14 protein-coding genes and 2 riboswitches are annotated in these 15,913 nt (G+C 66.5%); of the genes, 10 read left to right on the top strand and 4 right to left on the bottom strand.

All coding sequences use genetic code 11. The features are described 5' to 3' along the window. Positions 1-329: 329 nt before the first annotated feature. Positions 330-1,796, top strand: coding sequence for a cardiolipin synthase (gene cls, locus ABD088_RS15180; protein ID WP_343902806.1), 1,467 nt, complete (start codon positions 330-332; stop codon positions 1,794-1,796). Between the two features lie 33 nt (positions 1,797-1,829). On the opposite strand, the gene ABD088_RS15175 is transcribed toward cls, so the two are convergent. The 4 genes from ABD088_RS15175 to ABD088_RS15160 form a co-directional block, all read right to left on the bottom strand. After that, a complete protein-coding gene (locus ABD088_RS15175) occupies positions 1,830-2,939 on the bottom strand; it encodes an AI-2E family transporter (protein ID WP_343902805.1) in 1,110 nt (369 codons plus the stop codon). A 116-nt stretch (positions 2,940-3,055) separates the two neighbouring features. Continuing rightward, on the bottom strand, positions 3,056-4,780 hold the full coding sequence (locus tag ABD088_RS15170; protein WP_343902804.1) for a long-chain-fatty-acid--CoA ligase: 1,725 nt from the start codon (positions 4,778-4,780) through the stop codon (positions 3,056-3,058). Between the two features lie 153 nt (positions 4,781-4,933). Then, on the bottom strand, positions 4,934-5,839 hold the full coding sequence (locus ABD088_RS15165) for a nucleotidyl transferase AbiEii/AbiGii toxin family protein (protein WP_343902803.1): 906 nt from the start codon (positions 5,837-5,839) through the stop codon (positions 4,934-4,936). A 17-nt stretch (positions 5,840-5,856) separates the two neighbouring features. Continuing rightward, positions 5,857-6,399: a type IV toxin-antitoxin system AbiEi family antitoxin domain-containing protein gene (locus tag ABD088_RS15160; protein ID WP_343902802.1), complete on the bottom strand. Its 543-nt coding sequence runs from the start codon at positions 6,397-6,399 to the stop codon at positions 5,857-5,859. Positions 6,400-6,609: 210 nt separating this feature from the next. Here ABD088_RS15160 and ABD088_RS15155 point away from each other — a divergent pair, with 210 nt between their 5' ends. The 9 genes from ABD088_RS15155 to ABD088_RS15115 all read left to right on the top strand — a co-directional run bounded on the left by ABD088_RS15155 (position 6,610) and on the right by ABD088_RS15115 (position 15,869). Then, positions 6,610-7,395, top strand: a complete 786-nt coding sequence (locus tag ABD088_RS15155; protein ID WP_343902801.1) for an SDR family NAD(P)-dependent oxidoreductase — start codon at positions 6,610-6,612, stop codon at positions 7,393-7,395. A 31-nt stretch (positions 7,396-7,426) separates the two neighbouring features. Continuing rightward, positions 7,427-8,269, top strand: a complete 843-nt coding sequence (locus tag ABD088_RS15150; RefSeq protein WP_343902800.1) for a helix-turn-helix transcriptional regulator — start codon at positions 7,427-7,429, stop codon at positions 8,267-8,269. A 136-nt stretch (positions 8,270-8,405) separates the two neighbouring features. Further along, positions 8,406-9,227, top strand: a complete 822-nt coding sequence (locus ABD088_RS15145) for an alpha/beta fold hydrolase (protein WP_343902799.1) — start codon at positions 8,406-8,408, stop codon at positions 9,225-9,227. Positions 9,228-9,373: 146 nt separating this feature from the next. Next, positions 9,374-9,464, top strand: a riboswitch (glycine riboswitch). A 3-nt stretch (positions 9,465-9,467) separates the two neighbouring features. After that, a riboswitch (glycine riboswitch) is annotated at positions 9,468-9,554 on the top strand. Positions 9,555-9,626: 72 nt separating this feature from the next. Continuing rightward, on the top strand, positions 9,627-10,376 hold the full coding sequence (locus ABD088_RS15140; protein ID WP_343902798.1) for a DUF5058 family protein: 750 nt from the start codon (positions 9,627-9,629) through the stop codon (positions 10,374-10,376). A 28-nt stretch (positions 10,377-10,404) separates the two neighbouring features. Continuing rightward, positions 10,405-11,184 (top strand): hypothetical protein, encoded by a 780-nt coding sequence (locus tag ABD088_RS15135; protein ID WP_343902797.1) that lies wholly within the window; start codon positions 10,405-10,407, stop codon positions 11,182-11,184. A gap of 45 nt (positions 11,185-11,229) precedes the next feature. Next, the gene (locus ABD088_RS15130; RefSeq protein ID WP_343902796.1) at positions 11,230-12,462 is read left to right on the top strand and encodes an amidohydrolase; all 1,233 of its coding nucleotides are present in this window, start codon (positions 11,230-11,232) and stop codon (positions 12,460-12,462) included. 997 nt (positions 12,463-13,459) lie between these two features. Then, positions 13,460-13,912 (top strand): SDR family oxidoreductase, encoded by a 453-nt coding sequence (locus ABD088_RS15125; protein ID WP_343902795.1) that lies wholly within the window; start codon positions 13,460-13,462, stop codon positions 13,910-13,912. Positions 13,913-14,027: 115 nt separating this feature from the next. Further along, entirely contained in the window at positions 14,028-15,278 is a 1,251-nt protein-coding gene (locus tag ABD088_RS15120) for a phospholipase D-like domain-containing protein (RefSeq protein ID WP_343902794.1), read from the top strand. A gap of 126 nt (positions 15,279-15,404) precedes the next feature. Further along, the gene (locus tag ABD088_RS15115) at positions 15,405-15,869 is read left to right on the top strand and encodes an SRPBCC family protein (protein ID WP_343902793.1); all 465 of its coding nucleotides are present in this window, start codon (positions 15,405-15,407) and stop codon (positions 15,867-15,869) included. The last annotated feature ends 44 nt before the right edge of the window (positions 15,870-15,913 follow it).

The raw sequence follows: 15,913 nt of genomic DNA, 5'->3' as shown, positions 1-15,913 counted from the left end.
GGTCAGCGTCGAAGAGGTCCGCGCGGCCACCGAGCCCGAACTCATTCTTGGTGGAGACCTCTCACGCGAATAGCCCGTCCGAAGACCCCGGCACTGCAGGAAAAGGCCCCGATCAATCTCCTGATCGGGGCCGCGCAGATGTGGCACGCAATTCGGAGGTAACCCTTTCGTCGCGTACTCGATGACGATCGACCCGCCCGAACCGGCTGAGATCGCGGTGCACGGTGATTTACTTCCGGGCGGGAACGTGTTAATCGTTGGTCATGAGCCGGCCGTCGCATCGATCGTCCTGTCAGGGTAGCGCCCCACGGAAGGCGCGGTGACCGGCGATGCCAGGGTGGGTTCAGGACATCGACGTCGTCGCCTTGATGGGCCTCCTGCTGCACGCGGTATTCGCCCTGGTGGCTGCCATTCTGGTTTCGGCGAACCGCAAACCCTCGGCCGCCATCGCGTGGATCCTGGCCATCGTTTTCATTCCGTTCCTTGGCGTCGTCACGTTCCTCCTGGTGGGCGTCGGCAAACTCCCCAGGCACCGTCGGGATAAGCAGCGCGAGGTCAACGAGGCGATGCTGGCACGCACCCGGGGCCTGTCGGCGGTGAGCCACGGCGAGGAGTGGCCGGAATGGCTCCACTCCCTGGTGGAACTCAACCGCCGGTTGGGGGCACTGCCGATGGTCGGAGGCAACCGTGCAGAATTGCTGGGCGGCTACGACGAAAGCCTCGAGCTCATGACGGCCGCCATCGATACGGCCGCGGATCATGTCCATGTGGAGTTCTACATCCTGGCCCTGGATCCCACGACCACTCCCTTTTTCGAGGCCTTGTCCCGTGCGGTCGAACGTGGAGTCACGGTGAGGGTTCTCTTCGACCACCTCGCCGCCCTCATGAACCCGGGGCATCGCGAGACGCAAAGGTTCCTGACGGACGCGGGGGTGCAGTGGCAGGCCATGTTGCCCTTGAGGCCGTTGCGCGGCCAGTGGCAACGTCCGGACCTGCGCAACCACAGAAAACTTCTGGTCGTCGATGGCAGGGTGGGTTTCACCGGCTCACAGAACCTCATCGCCGCGTCCTACAACAAGAAGAAGAACATCCGGCGCGGTCTCGTGTGGAAGGAACTCATGGTTCGGCTGGAGGGGCCGGTAGTACGCGAACTGAACGCCGTCTTCGTCACGGACTGGTACAGCGAAACGCAGGATTTCCTGCCGTTGGACACCTCACCTGTCGTCTTGGGCTCGGACGAGACCCTCATCGACTGCCAGGTCCTGCCCAGCGGGCCAAGCTTCGACAACGACAACAACCTCAAGCTCTACGCTGCGCTCATCCACAAGGCCGAGCACCGGGTGAGCATCACGAGCCCCTATTTCGTTCCCGACGAATCGATCTTGCTGGCCATCATCACGGCGGCCTCCCGCGGACTGGACGTGGAACTCTTCGTCTCCGAAATCGGCGACCAGGCCATGGTCTACCACGCGCAGCGTTCGTACTACGAGGCCCTCCTCAGGGCAGGCGTCAGGATCTACCTGTACCGGGCACCCAGTGTGCTCCACTCGAAGCATTTCACCGTTGATGACGACGTGGCAGTCATCGGTTCAAGCAACATGGATGTCCGCTCCTTCAGCCTCAACATGGAGGTATCCGTGCTGGTCCACGGACCGTCCATCATTGGCCAGATGCGCGCCGTGGAGGATCTGTACCGCGCCAACAGCCGGGAGCTGCTGCTGGACGACTGGACAGGCCGGCCGATGCGCGACAAGGTCCTGGACAATCTGGCCCGGCTCACCTCATCGCTTCAGTAGGGGGACGGAGCAGCCCGGCCAACGTTTCTTCCCCTAGTGTTTCCCGCCGACCAGCCCCGACTCCCCCGCCCGGCTGGCCGGCACCCCGGCCCACACCTGCAATGCCGCCCACGCAGCGGCGGTCAGCGGGACAGCGAGGATGGCACCGAGCACCCCGGCGATCACCCCGCCCACCGTCAGCGCCAGCAGCACCACCAACGGGTGGATCTGCAGCGTCCGGCCCATGACCACGGGCTGGAGCAGATTGCCCTCGAGCTGGTTGACCACGATCACCACCACGCCGACGATCACCGCGGCGACCGGGCCGACCCCCAGCAACGCCACCACCGCGGCCAGGACCCCGGTGACGGTGGCACCGATGATCGGGACGAACGCACCGATGAAAATCAGGACCGTCAGCGGGATGGCCAACGGGACCTGCAGGATCATCAGGGCCGCGCCGATGAGCACAGCGTCGACGGTGGCGACGATTGCGGTCCCCCGGACATAGCCGCCCAACACCGCCATGGCCCTGATGCCGGCCACGCGCGCCTTGGCGCGCTGTTGGCCGCGCAGTTTCTGGATGGCGAAGGCCCACATGGCCCAGCCGTCCTTGAGGAAGAAGAACAGGATGACGGCCATCAGGATGAATCCGGTGGCCATTTCCGCGGCCTGCGAGGCTCCGGCCATCGCCTGGTCCTCGGTCTGCTGGCTGCCCAACATGGCCTTCAGGGACGTCATCGCCTGCGTCAGCGTCGAATCATCGATCGGCAACGGCCCGTTCTTCAGCGTGGTCCACAACTGGGTTGTCCGCTCCCCCGCCTGCGAGGCCAGGGAGGTCCACTGGGCCTGGATCGCGAACACGACGGAGGCCAGCACCCCGCCGACCACCACCAGCAAGCCAACGAACGTCGTTGCCGTGGCCCACCCGGCGGACCAGCCGTGATGGCGCAGCCAGTTGACCACCGGTGAGATGGCAGCGGCCAGGATGAAGGCCAGGACCAACGGAACCGCCACCACGGTGACCTGCAACAGACCGAAAATGATGACGACGGCGAGCGCCAGGATGTACAGGACGCTGCGCGCCCGCTCCCCGGTCCGGCTCAGGCTGTGCGTCCAGCGGACGTTGTCCTGCGGGGCCGTGGTGGGTTCTCGTTCAGCCATGCTGGCCTCCTGTGCGGTCGCGGGTGCATCGGCTCGATCATGGGGATCGCCGTCCCCCCGGGTAAGCGCCCCACCCTACCAACCTGCCCCGGCCCCGTGTCGAACGGGGCTCCGGCTCAGAGTCCCGGTAGCACCTGTTCGCGGACGTCCTTGCGCAGGATCTTGCCGAGCATCGAACGCGGCAGGTCATCGACCGCCACGATCCGCTTGGGCACCTTGTAGCCGGCGAGGTGGTCGCGGCAGTGCTGGCGCAGGGCCGCCTCGTCCAGCTCGACGCCGGGCTCGAGTTCGACGGCGGCGACCACCATCTCCCCGCCGCGCTCCAGCGGCTTGCCGAAGGCGGCGGCATCCCGGACATCGGCATGGCCGCGCAGCACGGATTCGACCTCGGTGGGCGAGACGTTGAACCCGCCGGTGATGATCAGCTCCTTGGCGCGGTCCACGACGGTGGCAAATCCGTCGTCGTCCACGGTGACGATGTCCCCGGTGCGCAGCCAGCCGCCGGGCAGCAGCGTCTTGGCCGTTTCGTCGGGGTTGTTCCAGTAGCCGGCGAAGACCTGGGGGCCGGCGATGAGCAGTTCGCCGGGGTCCCCGGCCGGGACCTCGACGGTGGGATCGTCCGGGTCCACGACCTTCATCAGCGTGGAGGGGAACGGGACGCCGATGGTCCCGGTGCGGCGCGTGGGGTGGAACGGGTTGCCCAGGGCGACCGGCGAGGATTCGGTCATGCCGTAGCCCTCGACCAGCAGCCCACCGGAGACCGATTCCCAGAGGTCGACGACGCGGCCCGGCAGGTTCATGGCCCCGGAGATGCAGTACTTCGCCGACTTCAGCGAGATCCCGCGTTCCTGGGCGGCCATGGCGGTGCGCTCGTAGATCGGCGGGACCGCGCAGTAGACGGTGGCCGGCGACTTCTTCATCGCGTCCAGGACCATGTTCGGATCGAACTTCGGGAACAGGACCAGCATCCCCTGCTTGAGCATGCCGAACGTCAGGTACAGCGTCATGCCGAAGGCGTGGAACATCGGCAGGATGGCGTACAGGATCTCCTTGCCGGTCTGGGCGCCGGACATCCATGCTTCGCCCTGCAGGGCGTTGGAGTACAGGTTGTAGTGGGTGAGCATCGCGCCCTTGGGGCGCCCCGTGGTCCCGGAGGTGTACTGGATCGCTGCCAGGTCCTCGACGGACGGGCGGGGATGCGACGGCTCCAGCCGGCCGTGGCCGAGCAGCTTCTTCCACGAGGTGGTGCCCGGAGCCTTGGCCGTCAGCGACGTGCGGGTCTCGCGCAGCTTGCCCACCGGCAGGGCCAATGCGGCACGCTTGACCGGCGGGAAGGCCTGCAGCAGGTTGACCGAGACGACGTGGTCGATCTCCACGTCGGCCGGGAATCCGGTGATCGCCGCTGCCGCCTTGTCCCAGACGATCGCGATGCGTGCCTGGTGGTCCTCGAACTGGTGGCGCAGTTCGCGGGCGGTGTAGAGCGGGTTGTGTTCGACGACGACGGCTCCGAGGCGCAGCACCGCGTAGAAAGCGATGACATGCTGCGGGCAGTTCGGCAGGATCACGGCGACGCGGTCCCCCGCGCGTACCCCGAGGCGGCGCAGCCCCTCGGCGGCACGCTCCACCTGTTCGCCCAGGTCGCGGTAGCTGGTGCGGCGGCCGAAGAACTCCATCGCCGGGGCCTTGCCCGCCTCCGCGACGGAGTGCTCGAACATGTCGACCAGCGATTCGGTGGGCAGCTCGATCTCTGCCGGAACCCCCGGCTGGTAGTTCTTGACCCAGGGCTGCTGCCCGGTCGTGTCCGCGGCAGTCTGTCCAGTGGGGCCGGTGGCGTTATCCATGGTTCCCATCTTTCCGCGAAAACTGCACGACGGCGAATCCCGGCAGCGCCTCCGGCACGGTCCCACGTGGAGCTAGTCGGATCCAAGCCAGTCGGGATGGTGGTCACCGGCCTTGCCCACAGACGAAATCGGCCCTCAGCGCCGTGCCCAGCGTCAACCGTCAGGTTCTTGCGTCGCTGCGTCGATGGACGCGATCACCTGCTCAAACCATCTTCGCGCCGGCTCGATGCCTGCGAGCACGGACGAGCTGCCCCCGACCTCCGTCTCCTCTCGGGCTTCGAGGTACGCGGGTTCCCAACCCTCCATCGCGCGCAGGGGCAGTGGTGGCCACTCCTGCGCACGACGGAACGTGAATGTGCGCGCACAGAGATCCCGCAGGGAGGTCAGCTCAGGGCCAGCGCCCCACAGCAGCTGCAGATCCACCAGGTCATGGGCCCGGGCGTAGCCGGGGTCTGTCACGGCATGGATCTTCTGCGCGATTTGGTACTCCAGATCGATCAGCTCCACTGGCTGCAGCCCCCCGAACCCGAACCGCTCACTCAACTCGATGAGCCCGCCGTCGACGGCGCGGCGGGTGTGCGCGTATGGCTCGATCTCGGGGTCGGACACTTCCACGTCCAGTCCCGCCCACTCGCGCCCAAGGAAGGAAAGAGTGACCCGGTAGGGGTGCATCACGTACTGGGGGCGGGGGAGACCGGGATCGTGCAGCCGCTGAGGCTTCAGGGCCGCCGTGAATGCCACTCGGTCCGGCGCATTCGGGTCCTTGCGCAGCCCACCTTTTGTCGCGGGCACCACGCCCCATCCCTGCCCCAGTCGCGCGCGGAACGATTCCTCGAATTCTGCTCCCCGTTGCCGAGTGGCGACGTCTAGATCCGCCGTGGCCCGTGTGCCGCGCTCCCCCATACGGAGCTTGACGCCCATGCCTCCCTTGACGGCGACAGCGTCTGGCAGCATCTGGGTCACGATCAGTGTGCAGAGCATCCGCCGCACACGGGCAGCGGGAACTCCGAGGTCGCGGGACGCTTCTTCTATCCGGGCGTTCAGCTGCGCGGTGTTCATCGGTGGGGCCACAGGTCTCATGCGACGCGTTGCTTTCGGCGAGCTAACTCATCGACGTCTCGTTCGTCGATCAGCTCGCGTGTGAGCGCCTGGCCGACCAGCGCCTTCCAGCGCTCCGCCGGTATCCTGCCGCGAACGTCCTCCAAGGCGCGCTGGACGGTGGTCGTCGGGATGCCCTCGTACTGCGTCAGGTCTCCGTCGGGGACATCCGTTCGGTCCTCGAGGTCGACCCACTCGGGAAGAGCCCTACGCACTCGGCGGTGGGTCGCCACCCGGATACGGCGCGGGTTGAACTGCCCCAGGCCCAGCAAATCGAGCACGGCCTCGCGCTGCAGAAAGGCCCCGTCGCCGGCTAGCGCTACTGCTGCTGCCGGTTGGGTCAACGCGGTCGCGGGGACATCGCGGTGGACGTACACGCCTTTGCCATAGGCCCTCAGCGCGCCGCGGTGTGCGAGCTTACGGACCTCCACGGCGGGCACCCCCGCTTCCTCGGCATCGGAAACGGTGACAACGCCGTGCCGACCTGCGGCAATCTCCCACAAGTCGCGTCGGTAGCCCATCGCCCCACCCCTCATTGAACATGATCGTGAATGTCAAAAGTGTACCATTTTCGGTACGCTTTTGACACTAGAGTCTTGGCGTGCGTCTACAGACACTGATCCCGCGCCCATTGCACGCCGACGGCGAATCCCGGCCGCGCAGGCAGGGACTCCCGCTCCCCGGATAAGTACTGCCTTGTCCAGGTTTTCCGGCGGGCGGATGCTGGATCCATGACCACAACAGCAGCAGAAACCACCATCCCCAAGACCGCCCTCGTGACCGGCGGAAACCGCGGCCTGGGCCGCTCATCGGCCCTGCACCTCGCGGCTGCCGGCGTCGACGTGATCCTCACCTACCGTTCGCATCCCGAGGAAGCCGAAGCCGTCGTCGACCAGATCCGGGAAACCGGCCGCCAGGCAGCCGCCCTGCAGCTCGACACCGGCCAGCCCGAGACCTTCCCCGCCTTCGCCGAGACCGTGCGCAGCACGCTCACGGATGCCTTCGGGCGCACATCCCTCGACATCCTCGTCAACAACGCGGGCCACTCCCTCCGGACACCGATCGGGGAGACCCGGCTGGAGGACGTCCGTTCCCTGCTCGACATCCACATCGTGGGTACCGTCATGCTCACCGAGGCCCTGCTGCCGCTGCTCGCCGACGGAGGGCGCATCGTGAACACCAGCTCCGGGCTGGCCCGGTTCACCGGCGACGGTTCTTCCTCGGTGTATGCGGCCGCCAAGGGGGCCGTGGAGGTCTACACCCGCTACCTTGCCAAGGAGCTGGGTCCGCGCCGGATCACCGTCAACACGGTTGCCCCGGGCGTCGTGGGCACCGACTTCGGCGGCGGCACCAGTCGTGACAACGAGCAGGTCCGCGAGCACCTCTCGGCACTGATCGCCATGGGCCGGGTCGGCGAACCCGATGACATCGGCGCGGCCGTCGCTTCCATCACGTCCGACGCCATGGGCTGGGTCACCGGCCAGCGGATCGAGGCCTCCGGCGGCATGCTCCTGTGATCGGCGGACCGCTGGGGGCAGACTGGTGAGCATGGACCGCCCCCAGCTCGCCGATTTCCTGCGCACCCGCCGCCATGCCCTGCAGCCCGAGGACGTCGGGCTGCCCCGTGGGCCCCGCCGGCGCACCGACGGCTTGCGCCGCGAGGAGGTCGCGGTGTTGTGCGGGATGTCCACCGACTACTACGCCCGGCTGGAACAGGAGCGGGGACCGCAACCCTCCGTGCCGATGCTGGCCTCCATAGCCCGCGGGCTGCGCCTCTCCCTGGACGAACGGGACCACCTGTTCGTCCTCGGCGGGCACCCGGCCCCACGCCACCCGGGCAGGGCGGAACACGTCGACGCCGGGTTGATGCGGATCATGGACCGTCTCCAGGACACCCCGGCCCGGGTCATCAACTCCGTGGGCGAGACACTGCTGCAAACGCCGCCGGCGACCGCGCTCTTCGGAGCCGAGCCGCCGATGGACGGCAAGTTTTCCCGTTCCGCCGTGTGGCGCTGGTTCATCGATCCCCCGTCCCGCAACATCTATCCCGCCGCGGACCACGCCCAGCGACAGGTCGAGTTCGTGGCAACGTTGCGCACCGCCTACGCCCGCGAGGGACATGGCTCGCGGACCTCCCAACTCGTCGAGCAGCTGCGCGCCCGCAGCGACGAGTTCGCCACCGAGTGGGCCCACCACCAGGTCAGCCACAAGCACACCCAGCTCAAGCGGTTCCAGCACCCGGAGGTCGGTGACCTGGAGCTTTACTGCCAAACCCTGTTCGACGTCGACCAGCACCAGGCGCTGCTGGTCTTCACCGCAGGTCCCGGCGCGGAAAACGCCGAGAAGCTCGAGCTTCTCGCCGTGATCGGGGCCCAGCAGCTGCAATCCTGACGCGCCGCGTCCCAGACGAGCGGGCCAGGGTTCCTGCCATCCCCGGCGACGCCACAACATCCCTGTACACCGACGCCACAACACGCCTACGTTGGAACTGCCCCCTCACACACCCGCGCGCGAAGGAACGATCCCCATGCCGCAAACCACCGGAGCCGATGGCAACACGCTGAACTACGAGGACACCGGCGGCGCCGGCCGTCCTGTCGTCCTGATCCACGGATGGCCGCTGCACCTCGGATCCTGGGCCGACCAGGTCAAGCCCCTCCAGGCAGCGGGCCACCGCGTCATCACATACGACCGACGGGGCTTCGGCGCCTCCGAGCCCTCCGCCCGCTACGACTACGACGCCCTCGCCGCTGATCTCGCGGCGCTGCTCGACGCCCTGGACCTGCATGACGCCACGCTGGTGGGCTTCTCCATGGGCGGCGGAGAAGTGGTCCGGTATATCGCCCACCATGGCGAGGACCGGCTGCGCTCCGTGGTCCTCGCCGCCGCGGTCCCGCCCTACCTCTTGAAATCCGACGCCAACCCGGAGGGCCCGCTGACGGAGACCGCGGCGCAGGACATGCAGAAGCAGCTGGAAGCCGATCGGGAGGCATTCCTCGGGGGATTCATGCGCACCTTCTACTCCGCTGGGGACAAGCTCCTCGTCACCGACGCACAGTTGCAGGCCACCCTGGCTATGACCCGCGCCGCCGACCGGGACGCGACGGCGGCCTGCATGGAGTCCTTCGCCACCACCGACTTCCGGGACGACCTGGAGAAGGTCACCGTCCCGACGCTCATCGTCCACGGCGACAGCGACGCGATTGTCCCGGTCGAGGGATCCGGCCGCCGGACCCACCGCGCCATCCCCCACAGCGAGTTGTGCGTCATCCGGGGTGGGCCCCACGGGTTGAATGTGTCCCATCCCGACGAATTCAACGCCGCATTGGTGGATTTCCTGGGCAGGTAGCGGACCGCACCCGGTAGAAGTTCACTGACCGAACAATCGTTCGGAAATGTGACAGCACATTTCATGGACCCTTTGGTGATCCGGATCACGTCGGGCATTCTTGCAGGACGCGGGCCCCCGGCCCGCGTCAACTGAATACCTTCCGATCACGTGCGGCTGGAGAGTCCCGACCATCATCCGGGCACCGAAGGGGCAAGCACCCGCAATCTCTCAGGTTCCAAGTACAGCCGCGTGAGGAAACTCTGGAGAGCAGCCGCAGCCGCGGCTCACCGACGAAGCACGCCGGACGCCGCAGGCGCCGGTCCAACTTTCAGGTTCAGGACAGAGCGGGCCCAGGCACGTCGGGATACCCAGTTCCCCCACCGTGCCGCATTGCACCCTTCGATGAACGGCTGACCCATGAACCTGCCCACCGCCCTGCCCGCTGCCGCGGAAAACAACTCCACGGACATCCTCGCCGTCGCCAACTCGCCCGTCCTCTGGGCCTGCGCGATCGGCGTCTTCCTGGTCATCATCATCCAGAGCGTCATCTACCTGAAGGCCGCCCGGATCGCCGCCCCCGCCATCGGCATGACGGGGACCGAACTGAAGACCAGCTTCCGGGCCGGCGCCATCTCGGCCCTGGGCCCCTCGCTCGCCGTCGTCATGGTCGCCGTCGCCCTGCTCACCGTCTTCGGCACCCCCGCGGTGCTGGTGCGCATCGGCCTGATCGGATCGGTGTCCTACGAGACGGCAGCCGCGGCCATCGCCGCCAACACCGCAGGCGCGGAACTCGGCGGCCCCACCTACACGCAGGCGGTCTTCGCACTGGCCCTGGCGGCCATGAGCCTGGGCGGCGCCATGTGGATGATCGCCACGCTGATCCTCACCCCGCTGCTGAAGAAGGGCGACTCCGCCCTGCGCAAGGTCAACCCGGCCATCATGCTCGTCGTTCCCGGCGCCGCCATGGTCGGAGCGTTCTCCGTCCTCGGGATCGCCGAACTGCCCAAGTCGTGGATCCATGTGGTGGCGTTCTTCTCCTCCGCCGTGATCATGTCAGTGCTGTTGGTGATCGCCCGGAAGGTCGGGAAACCGTGGATCAAGGAATGGGCGCTGGGCATTGCCATCATGCTCGGCCTGGCCATCACCTACGTCGCCACCCGCCTCTAAGAGCACCCCGGAACCCCAGGAGCACATCATGCCCATTGCCACCGAAGCGCACCAGGCGCTGACCACGTTCGACAAGACCACCTCACGGTGGGGTCGGATCACCATGATCGCCGGCCTCGTCTTCTCCCTCTCGGCCCCGGCCTACCTCGTCTTCTTCTCCGGCCTGGACATCCAGGTCTCCGGCATCCTCGGCGCGTTCGCCGCCCTGGCCGCCGTCTTCGGCGTCATCTGGATCGTCGAACCACTGACCTACTACCCCATCCTCGGCGCCTCCTCGATGTACCAGGCGTTCATGATCGGCAACATCTCCAACAAGCTGCTGCCCTCGGCGATGATCGCCCAGTCGACCATCGGCGCCAAACCCGGCACCCGCAAGGGCGAACTGGCTGCCGTCGCGGCGATCTGCGGGGCGGCCACTGTCCACCTGGCTTCGCTGTTCGTGTTCGTGGGGCTGCTGGGCACGTGGCTGGTCAGCATCATCCCCCACGACATCGTCCAGACCGTCCAGCTGTACATCCTGCCGACCGTCATGGGCGCCGTCCTGGTCCAGGCCATCGTCAGCCAGAAGGCGCCGCGCTCGGCGGTCATCGCCGTCGCCGTGGCCCTCGTCGTCAATTTCGCCCTCATGCCGCTGCTCCCCGGGCTGGCGCCTTTCGCCACCGCACTGGCAGTGATTTCGACGGCGGTGCTCGCCTGGTTCCTGCGCGACAGGCAGGCCACCCCCGACCTCGGGGATGACGGGGCGGACGCCGTGAACCGGCGCGAGCCCGACGCAGCAGCCGAGACCGTCTCCGGCCCCACCTACTAGATCCCATCCGCTTCGCTAGCCACCCCCACATTGGAAGGACTACCCATGAGCACCGCCGTCCCGCAGTCGCTGCGGATGACCGAGGCCGCCGAAACCGAACTCGTCGAGACCTACCAGCACCTGCACGCGAACCCCGAACTGTCGATGCAGGAGCACCGGACCGCCGACTACCTGGCGCAGCGGCTCGAGACGCTGGGACTGGAGGTGTTCCGCTGCGGAGGCACCGGCGTCGTGGGCATCCTGCGCAATGGCGAGGGCCCCGTCGTCGGACTGCGGGCCGATACCGACGGGCTGCCCGTGCTGGAGGACACCGGCCTGGACTACGCCAGCACGGCAACCGGCGCGTTGGATGACGGCACCGAGGTCCCGGTCATGCACGCGTGCGGGCATGACACGCACATGGCCACGGCGCTGAAGACCGCCGAACTGTACGCCGGCGCACCGGATGCATGGGCGGGGACCATCGTGTTCGTCCTCCAACCGGGCGAGGAGACGGCCGCCGGGGCGAAGGCCATGGTCGAGGACGGCCTGTGGGACCAGGCGCCGAAGCCGGAGATCATGTTCGGCCAGCACGTCATGGGCGGGTTGGCCGGCACCGTGACGCTGATGCCCGGCGCGGCGATGACCACCGCCGACTCCTTCAAGGTCACGGTGAGGGGCCAGGGGTCGCACGGCTCGATGCCCGAGCACTCCATCGACCCGATCGTGCTCGCGGCGTCCATGGTGGTGCGGCTGCAGACGATCGTCTCCCGGCAGGTGGCCCCGCAGTCCGCAGCCGTGGTCACCATCGGGTCCTTCCACGCCGGCCTGAAGGAGAACGTCATCCCCGACCGGGCGGTGTTCACCCTCAACGTGCGCACGTTCGACCCCCAGGTCCGCGAGACGGTCCTGACCTCGATCCGGCGCATCATCGCCGGGGAGGCCTCCGCCTCCGGCGCGCCGGAGCCGGTCATCGAGGACATCTCCCACTTCCCGCCGCTCTACAACGACCCGGCCGCCGCCGGGGCGCTGGCCGCCGAGTTCCGCGACGAATTGGGCGGGGACCAGGTCATTGCCGGGACCCCGGTGATGGGCAGCGAGGACTTCGGCGCACTGGCCGACGCGATCGGCGTGCCCAGCGTGTTCTGGTTCTTCGGCGGTTTCCCGGCCGAACGGCTGGCCGAGGGGCCGGCCCCGGCGAACCACTCCCCGTTCTTCGGCCCCGTTCCCCAGCCGACGCTGACCACCGGGGTCCGTGCGGCCACCCGCGCGTTGTTCTCGAAGGTCGGCAAGAAGTAGCTTCCGCTCCCGGCACGGACAACACAGGGGGACGACGGCGGTGCACAGGCATCGCCGTCGTCCTCCTTCATGTCTCGAGTGGACCGCAGCCAAGGGGCTCCGGCAGCGCCTTCACGGCTTAAAGCAAATACGAATTTCTTTGCTTGACCGACGATCGCTACTATCAGCGGGAGTGCCGAAGTCAATCCGGGATGCCCCCGCAAGCCGTTTGCTCAGTTCCCACCTGAATATCCAAGGTCCCAGAAGGGCTGGCCATTGCTCGAAATCCTCGCCGCACTACTGATCTCAGTGTCCGGATGTTGTCTCCTCTTTTCGTGGTACTTCAAACGACCCCGTCAAGACGCAGTGGCCGAATCCACCAAGCTGATTTTTCGTCAATTGCGCTCGAGTCTGGAGTTGGCCTCGATCCTGTGCGGATTCGGGGCGGGGGTGCTGACCCTTGTTATCGCTGGTGGAGGAGCAACGCGAATGTGGGTACTCGCTCTTAGCCTTCCCTCCTCATTTCTCCTGTGTTTCTCCGCTCTAATATTGTTTGCCTCAAAGTTCCCGGAGGAAATGACGAGTCCGTGGAGAGCTGGAATCCGGCTGCTATTCCTACGCTTTTCGCGGTATGCAGGCCGTAATTTGAATTGAGCGTCAGTTCCAATGGCTGCACGTCTACGACGCAGCCTTGCCCATGGCAACGGAGTCTTGGTCCCCTTGACTTCCGAATTTGAACTGCGAACCACTAGTCCTCCCCGGGGAACCTGACACACAACGTTCATTCTTCTTCGGCACGCGACTCAGCCCCGGAACTGCCCGAGCACTTGGTGCATGAAGTCATCGCCCAGTTTAAACGCCGCCACGTGGATCGGCTCGTTGTTGCCGTGCATGGCCGTGAGCTAGTCGTTGTCCAACACACACTGGCCGGCAAGGCTCCCTTCGGAGACCCCCTTCTCCCGCTACGGAGCCAGACTGGTCCCGATCTCAAACAGCGCTAGTCTCACTTCAAGTCTTCATGGTGCCAGGACGGACCAACCTAGCCTCCGCCATCATCGGCCTCAAGCACGTCCTGAAGGTCATGCGCGAACAGGGCTCCGGCGCCGTCGTGAACACCGCCTCCGTCGGCGGCATCCGCGGCGTGGGCAACCAGTCCGGCTACGCAGCAGCCAAGCACGGCGTCGTCGGCCTGACCCGTAACTCGGCCATCGAGTACGGCCAGCACGGCATCCAGATCAACGCCATCGCCCCCGGCGCCATCATGACCCCGATGGTCGAGGGCTCGCTGAAGCAGATCGACCCCGAGCACTGGGAAGAGGCCGGCCAGGCGTTCGTGGAGCCCAACCCGATGAAGCGCTTCGGCAAGCCCGAGGAAGTCGGCCAGCCCGTCGCCTTCCTGCTCTCCGGCAACGCCGGCTTCATCAACGCGGCAGTCATCCCGATCGACGGCGGCCAGTCCTCCAAGTACTGACCCCCCAGGATCACCCAGCACGACGGCGGAACCTCAGGTTCCGCCGTCGTGCTGCGGTCCAGGATGCCACCGGGAATTAATGCATGGGCACCGCCCCTGCAGATAGTGTCTGCATATGCCTTCATTGATCCCGAAGCCCCTTGCCGCAACGCTGCAAAAGACCACCGCCCGACTGGTCCTGGCGTTCGCGGCCCTTCAGGCCACCGTCATCGCCGGGCTGGTGGTCTTCGATGCCATCAAGCGCAGCCAACGGTCCAAACGCACGGGATTCCCCCGCCCCGGTACGTTCGATGGCCGGGTCTCGGACTCGGATACGAAGATCTACACCTATGGCCAGGACCTCTATGACGACATGATCGCCGCCATCGACGGCGCCGAGGAACAGATCCTCCTGGAGACCTTCATCTGGAAGGGCGACGCCACCGGGCGCCGCTTCCGGGACGCACTGAACGCGGCCGCCCGCCGCGGCGTCGACGTCTTCGTCATCTACGACGGCTTCGCCAACCTCGTCGTCCCCGCGTCGTTCTACGACTTCGACCCCAAGATCCACGTGTACCGGTTCCCGGTCATTCGCCCGTCGCGGTTGTTCACCCCGCTGCGCAGCACCGGCCTGGACCACCGCAAGATCCTGGTCGTCGACGGCCACACCTCGTTCGCCGGGGGCTACAACATCGGCGACCTCTACGCGACCGAGTGGCGCGACACCCATCTGCGCATCCAGGGCCCCGCGGCGTGGGAACTGCGCCAGGCGTTCCTGGACGTCTGGAACACCGCCTACGGCCGACCGGAAATCGAGCACCAGCGCCCGGGCACCTGGGACCCGCACCTGAGCACGGCCAACAACATGCCCTCCCACTTGGTCTATCCGATCCGCGGCGTCTACCTCGACGCCATCAACCGGGCCAGCGAGCACATCTACATCACCACCGCCTACTTCATCCCCGACCAGCAGATCCTCGATTCGCTGCTCGCAGCCAGCCGGCGGGGCGTCGATGTCCGGTTGATCGTCCCCGAGGATTCAAACCACGTCCTCGCCGACTGGCTCGCCCGCGGGTTCTTCACCAGCCTGCTCAAGGAGGGGGTCACCGTCCTGCTCTACCGCAACGCCATGATCCACGCCAAGACAGCAACCATCGACGGCGAATGGTCCACCATCGGCACCGCCAACATCGACCGGTTGAGCCTGACGGGGAACTACGAAACGAACCTCGAGATCCACGATGCCGACATCGCAGCCAAGATGGAGCAGATCTTCGAGGTCGACAGCAGCAATAGCCGGAAGCTCACGCTCACCGAGTGGAAGCGCCAGAACATCGCTGCCAAGTTCAGCGAACTGGTCCTGATCCCCCTCCGCCCCTTCCTCTGAGAAAGACTGCGGCGAAGCCCCACTCCCTGGAGCGTCCGTCCACATTCCATCGACGTCAGCTGCCGAAGCGCCTATCGTGGTGCCTTCCGGCCGAAAGGCCATGACGTCCAACGAAAGGTGCATTCCATGACCGAAACGAAAATCTCCGCATCGAGGGTCATCGACGCTTCGGCGGACACCATCTTCCAGGTGCTCTCCAACCCGGAACACCACGCCCAGATCGACGGCTCCGGCATGGTGGTATCCGACGACAAGACGGACCGCATCACCTCATCGGGCCAGGTCTTCACCATGAACATGACCTGGGAGAAGAAGGGCGGTGACTACAAGACCGACAACCATGTTGTCGGCTTTGACGAGAACAAGCTGCTGGCCTGGAAGACCGCCCCGCAGGGTGAACAGCCCGCGGGATGGGAATGGGTCTGGGAACTTGAACCCCAGGGACCGGATGCCACCGAAGTCTCGATCACCTACGACTGGAGTGCCGTCACCGACAAGGAGACCCTGAAGAAGGCCAGCTTCCCCGTCGTCGGCCAGGAAGCACTCGAGGCATCCCTCGGCAACCTCGCCTCCGCCGTCTCGCAGGCCTAGCGCCACCTGGCCTGGCGACAGCCGGGACACACGTCCACCGCGGG

Source organism: Arthrobacter rhombi (genome assembly GCF_039526245.1).
Lineage (GTDB): Bacteria > Actinomycetota > Actinomycetes > Actinomycetales > Micrococcaceae > Arthrobacter_H > Arthrobacter_H rhombi.
Note: the sequence above shows the minus strand (reverse complement) of the source record. Positions and strands in the feature narration are given on the sequence as shown.

What these genes read in the sequence shown, in the direction of transcription:
- ABD088_RS15125 (WP_343902795.1), top strand. Translation starts at nt 13,460, where the DNA reads ATGGTGCCAGGACGGACCAACCTAGCCTCCGCCATCATCGGCCTCAAG.
- cls (WP_343902806.1), top strand. Translation starts at nt 330, where the DNA reads ATGCCAGGGTGGGTTCAGGACATCGACGTCGTCGCCTTGATGGGCCTC.
- ABD088_RS15130 (WP_343902796.1), top strand. Translation starts at nt 11,230, where the DNA reads ATGAGCACCGCCGTCCCGCAGTCGCTGCGGATGACCGAGGCCGCCGAA.
- ABD088_RS15120 (WP_343902794.1), top strand. Translation starts at nt 14,028, where the DNA reads ATGCCTTCATTGATCCCGAAGCCCCTTGCCGCAACGCTGCAAAAGACC.
- ABD088_RS15175 (WP_343902805.1), bottom strand. Translation starts at nt 2,939, where the DNA reads ATGGCTGAACGAGAACCCACCACGGCCCCGCAGGACAACGTCCGCTGG.
- ABD088_RS15160 (WP_343902802.1), bottom strand. Translation starts at nt 6,399, where the DNA reads ATGGGCTACCGACGCGACTTGTGGGAGATTGCCGCAGGTCGGCACGGC.
- ABD088_RS15170 (WP_343902804.1), bottom strand. Translation starts at nt 4,780, where the DNA reads ATGGATAACGCCACCGGCCCCACTGGACAGACTGCCGCGGACACGACC.
- ABD088_RS15140 (WP_343902798.1), top strand. Translation starts at nt 9,627, where the DNA reads ATGAACCTGCCCACCGCCCTGCCCGCTGCCGCGGAAAACAACTCCACG.
- ABD088_RS15145 (WP_343902799.1), top strand. Translation starts at nt 8,406, where the DNA reads ATGCCGCAAACCACCGGAGCCGATGGCAACACGCTGAACTACGAGGAC.
- ABD088_RS15165 (WP_343902803.1), bottom strand. Translation starts at nt 5,839, where the DNA reads ATGAACACCGCGCAGCTGAACGCCCGGATAGAAGAAGCGTCCCGCGAC.
- ABD088_RS15115 (WP_343902793.1), top strand. Translation starts at nt 15,405, where the DNA reads ATGACCGAAACGAAAATCTCCGCATCGAGGGTCATCGACGCTTCGGCG.
- ABD088_RS15150 (WP_343902800.1), top strand. Translation starts at nt 7,427, where the DNA reads ATGGACCGCCCCCAGCTCGCCGATTTCCTGCGCACCCGCCGCCATGCC.
- ABD088_RS15135 (WP_343902797.1), top strand. Translation starts at nt 10,405, where the DNA reads ATGCCCATTGCCACCGAAGCGCACCAGGCGCTGACCACGTTCGACAAG.
- ABD088_RS15155 (WP_343902801.1), top strand. Translation starts at nt 6,610, where the DNA reads ATGACCACAACAGCAGCAGAAACCACCATCCCCAAGACCGCCCTCGTG.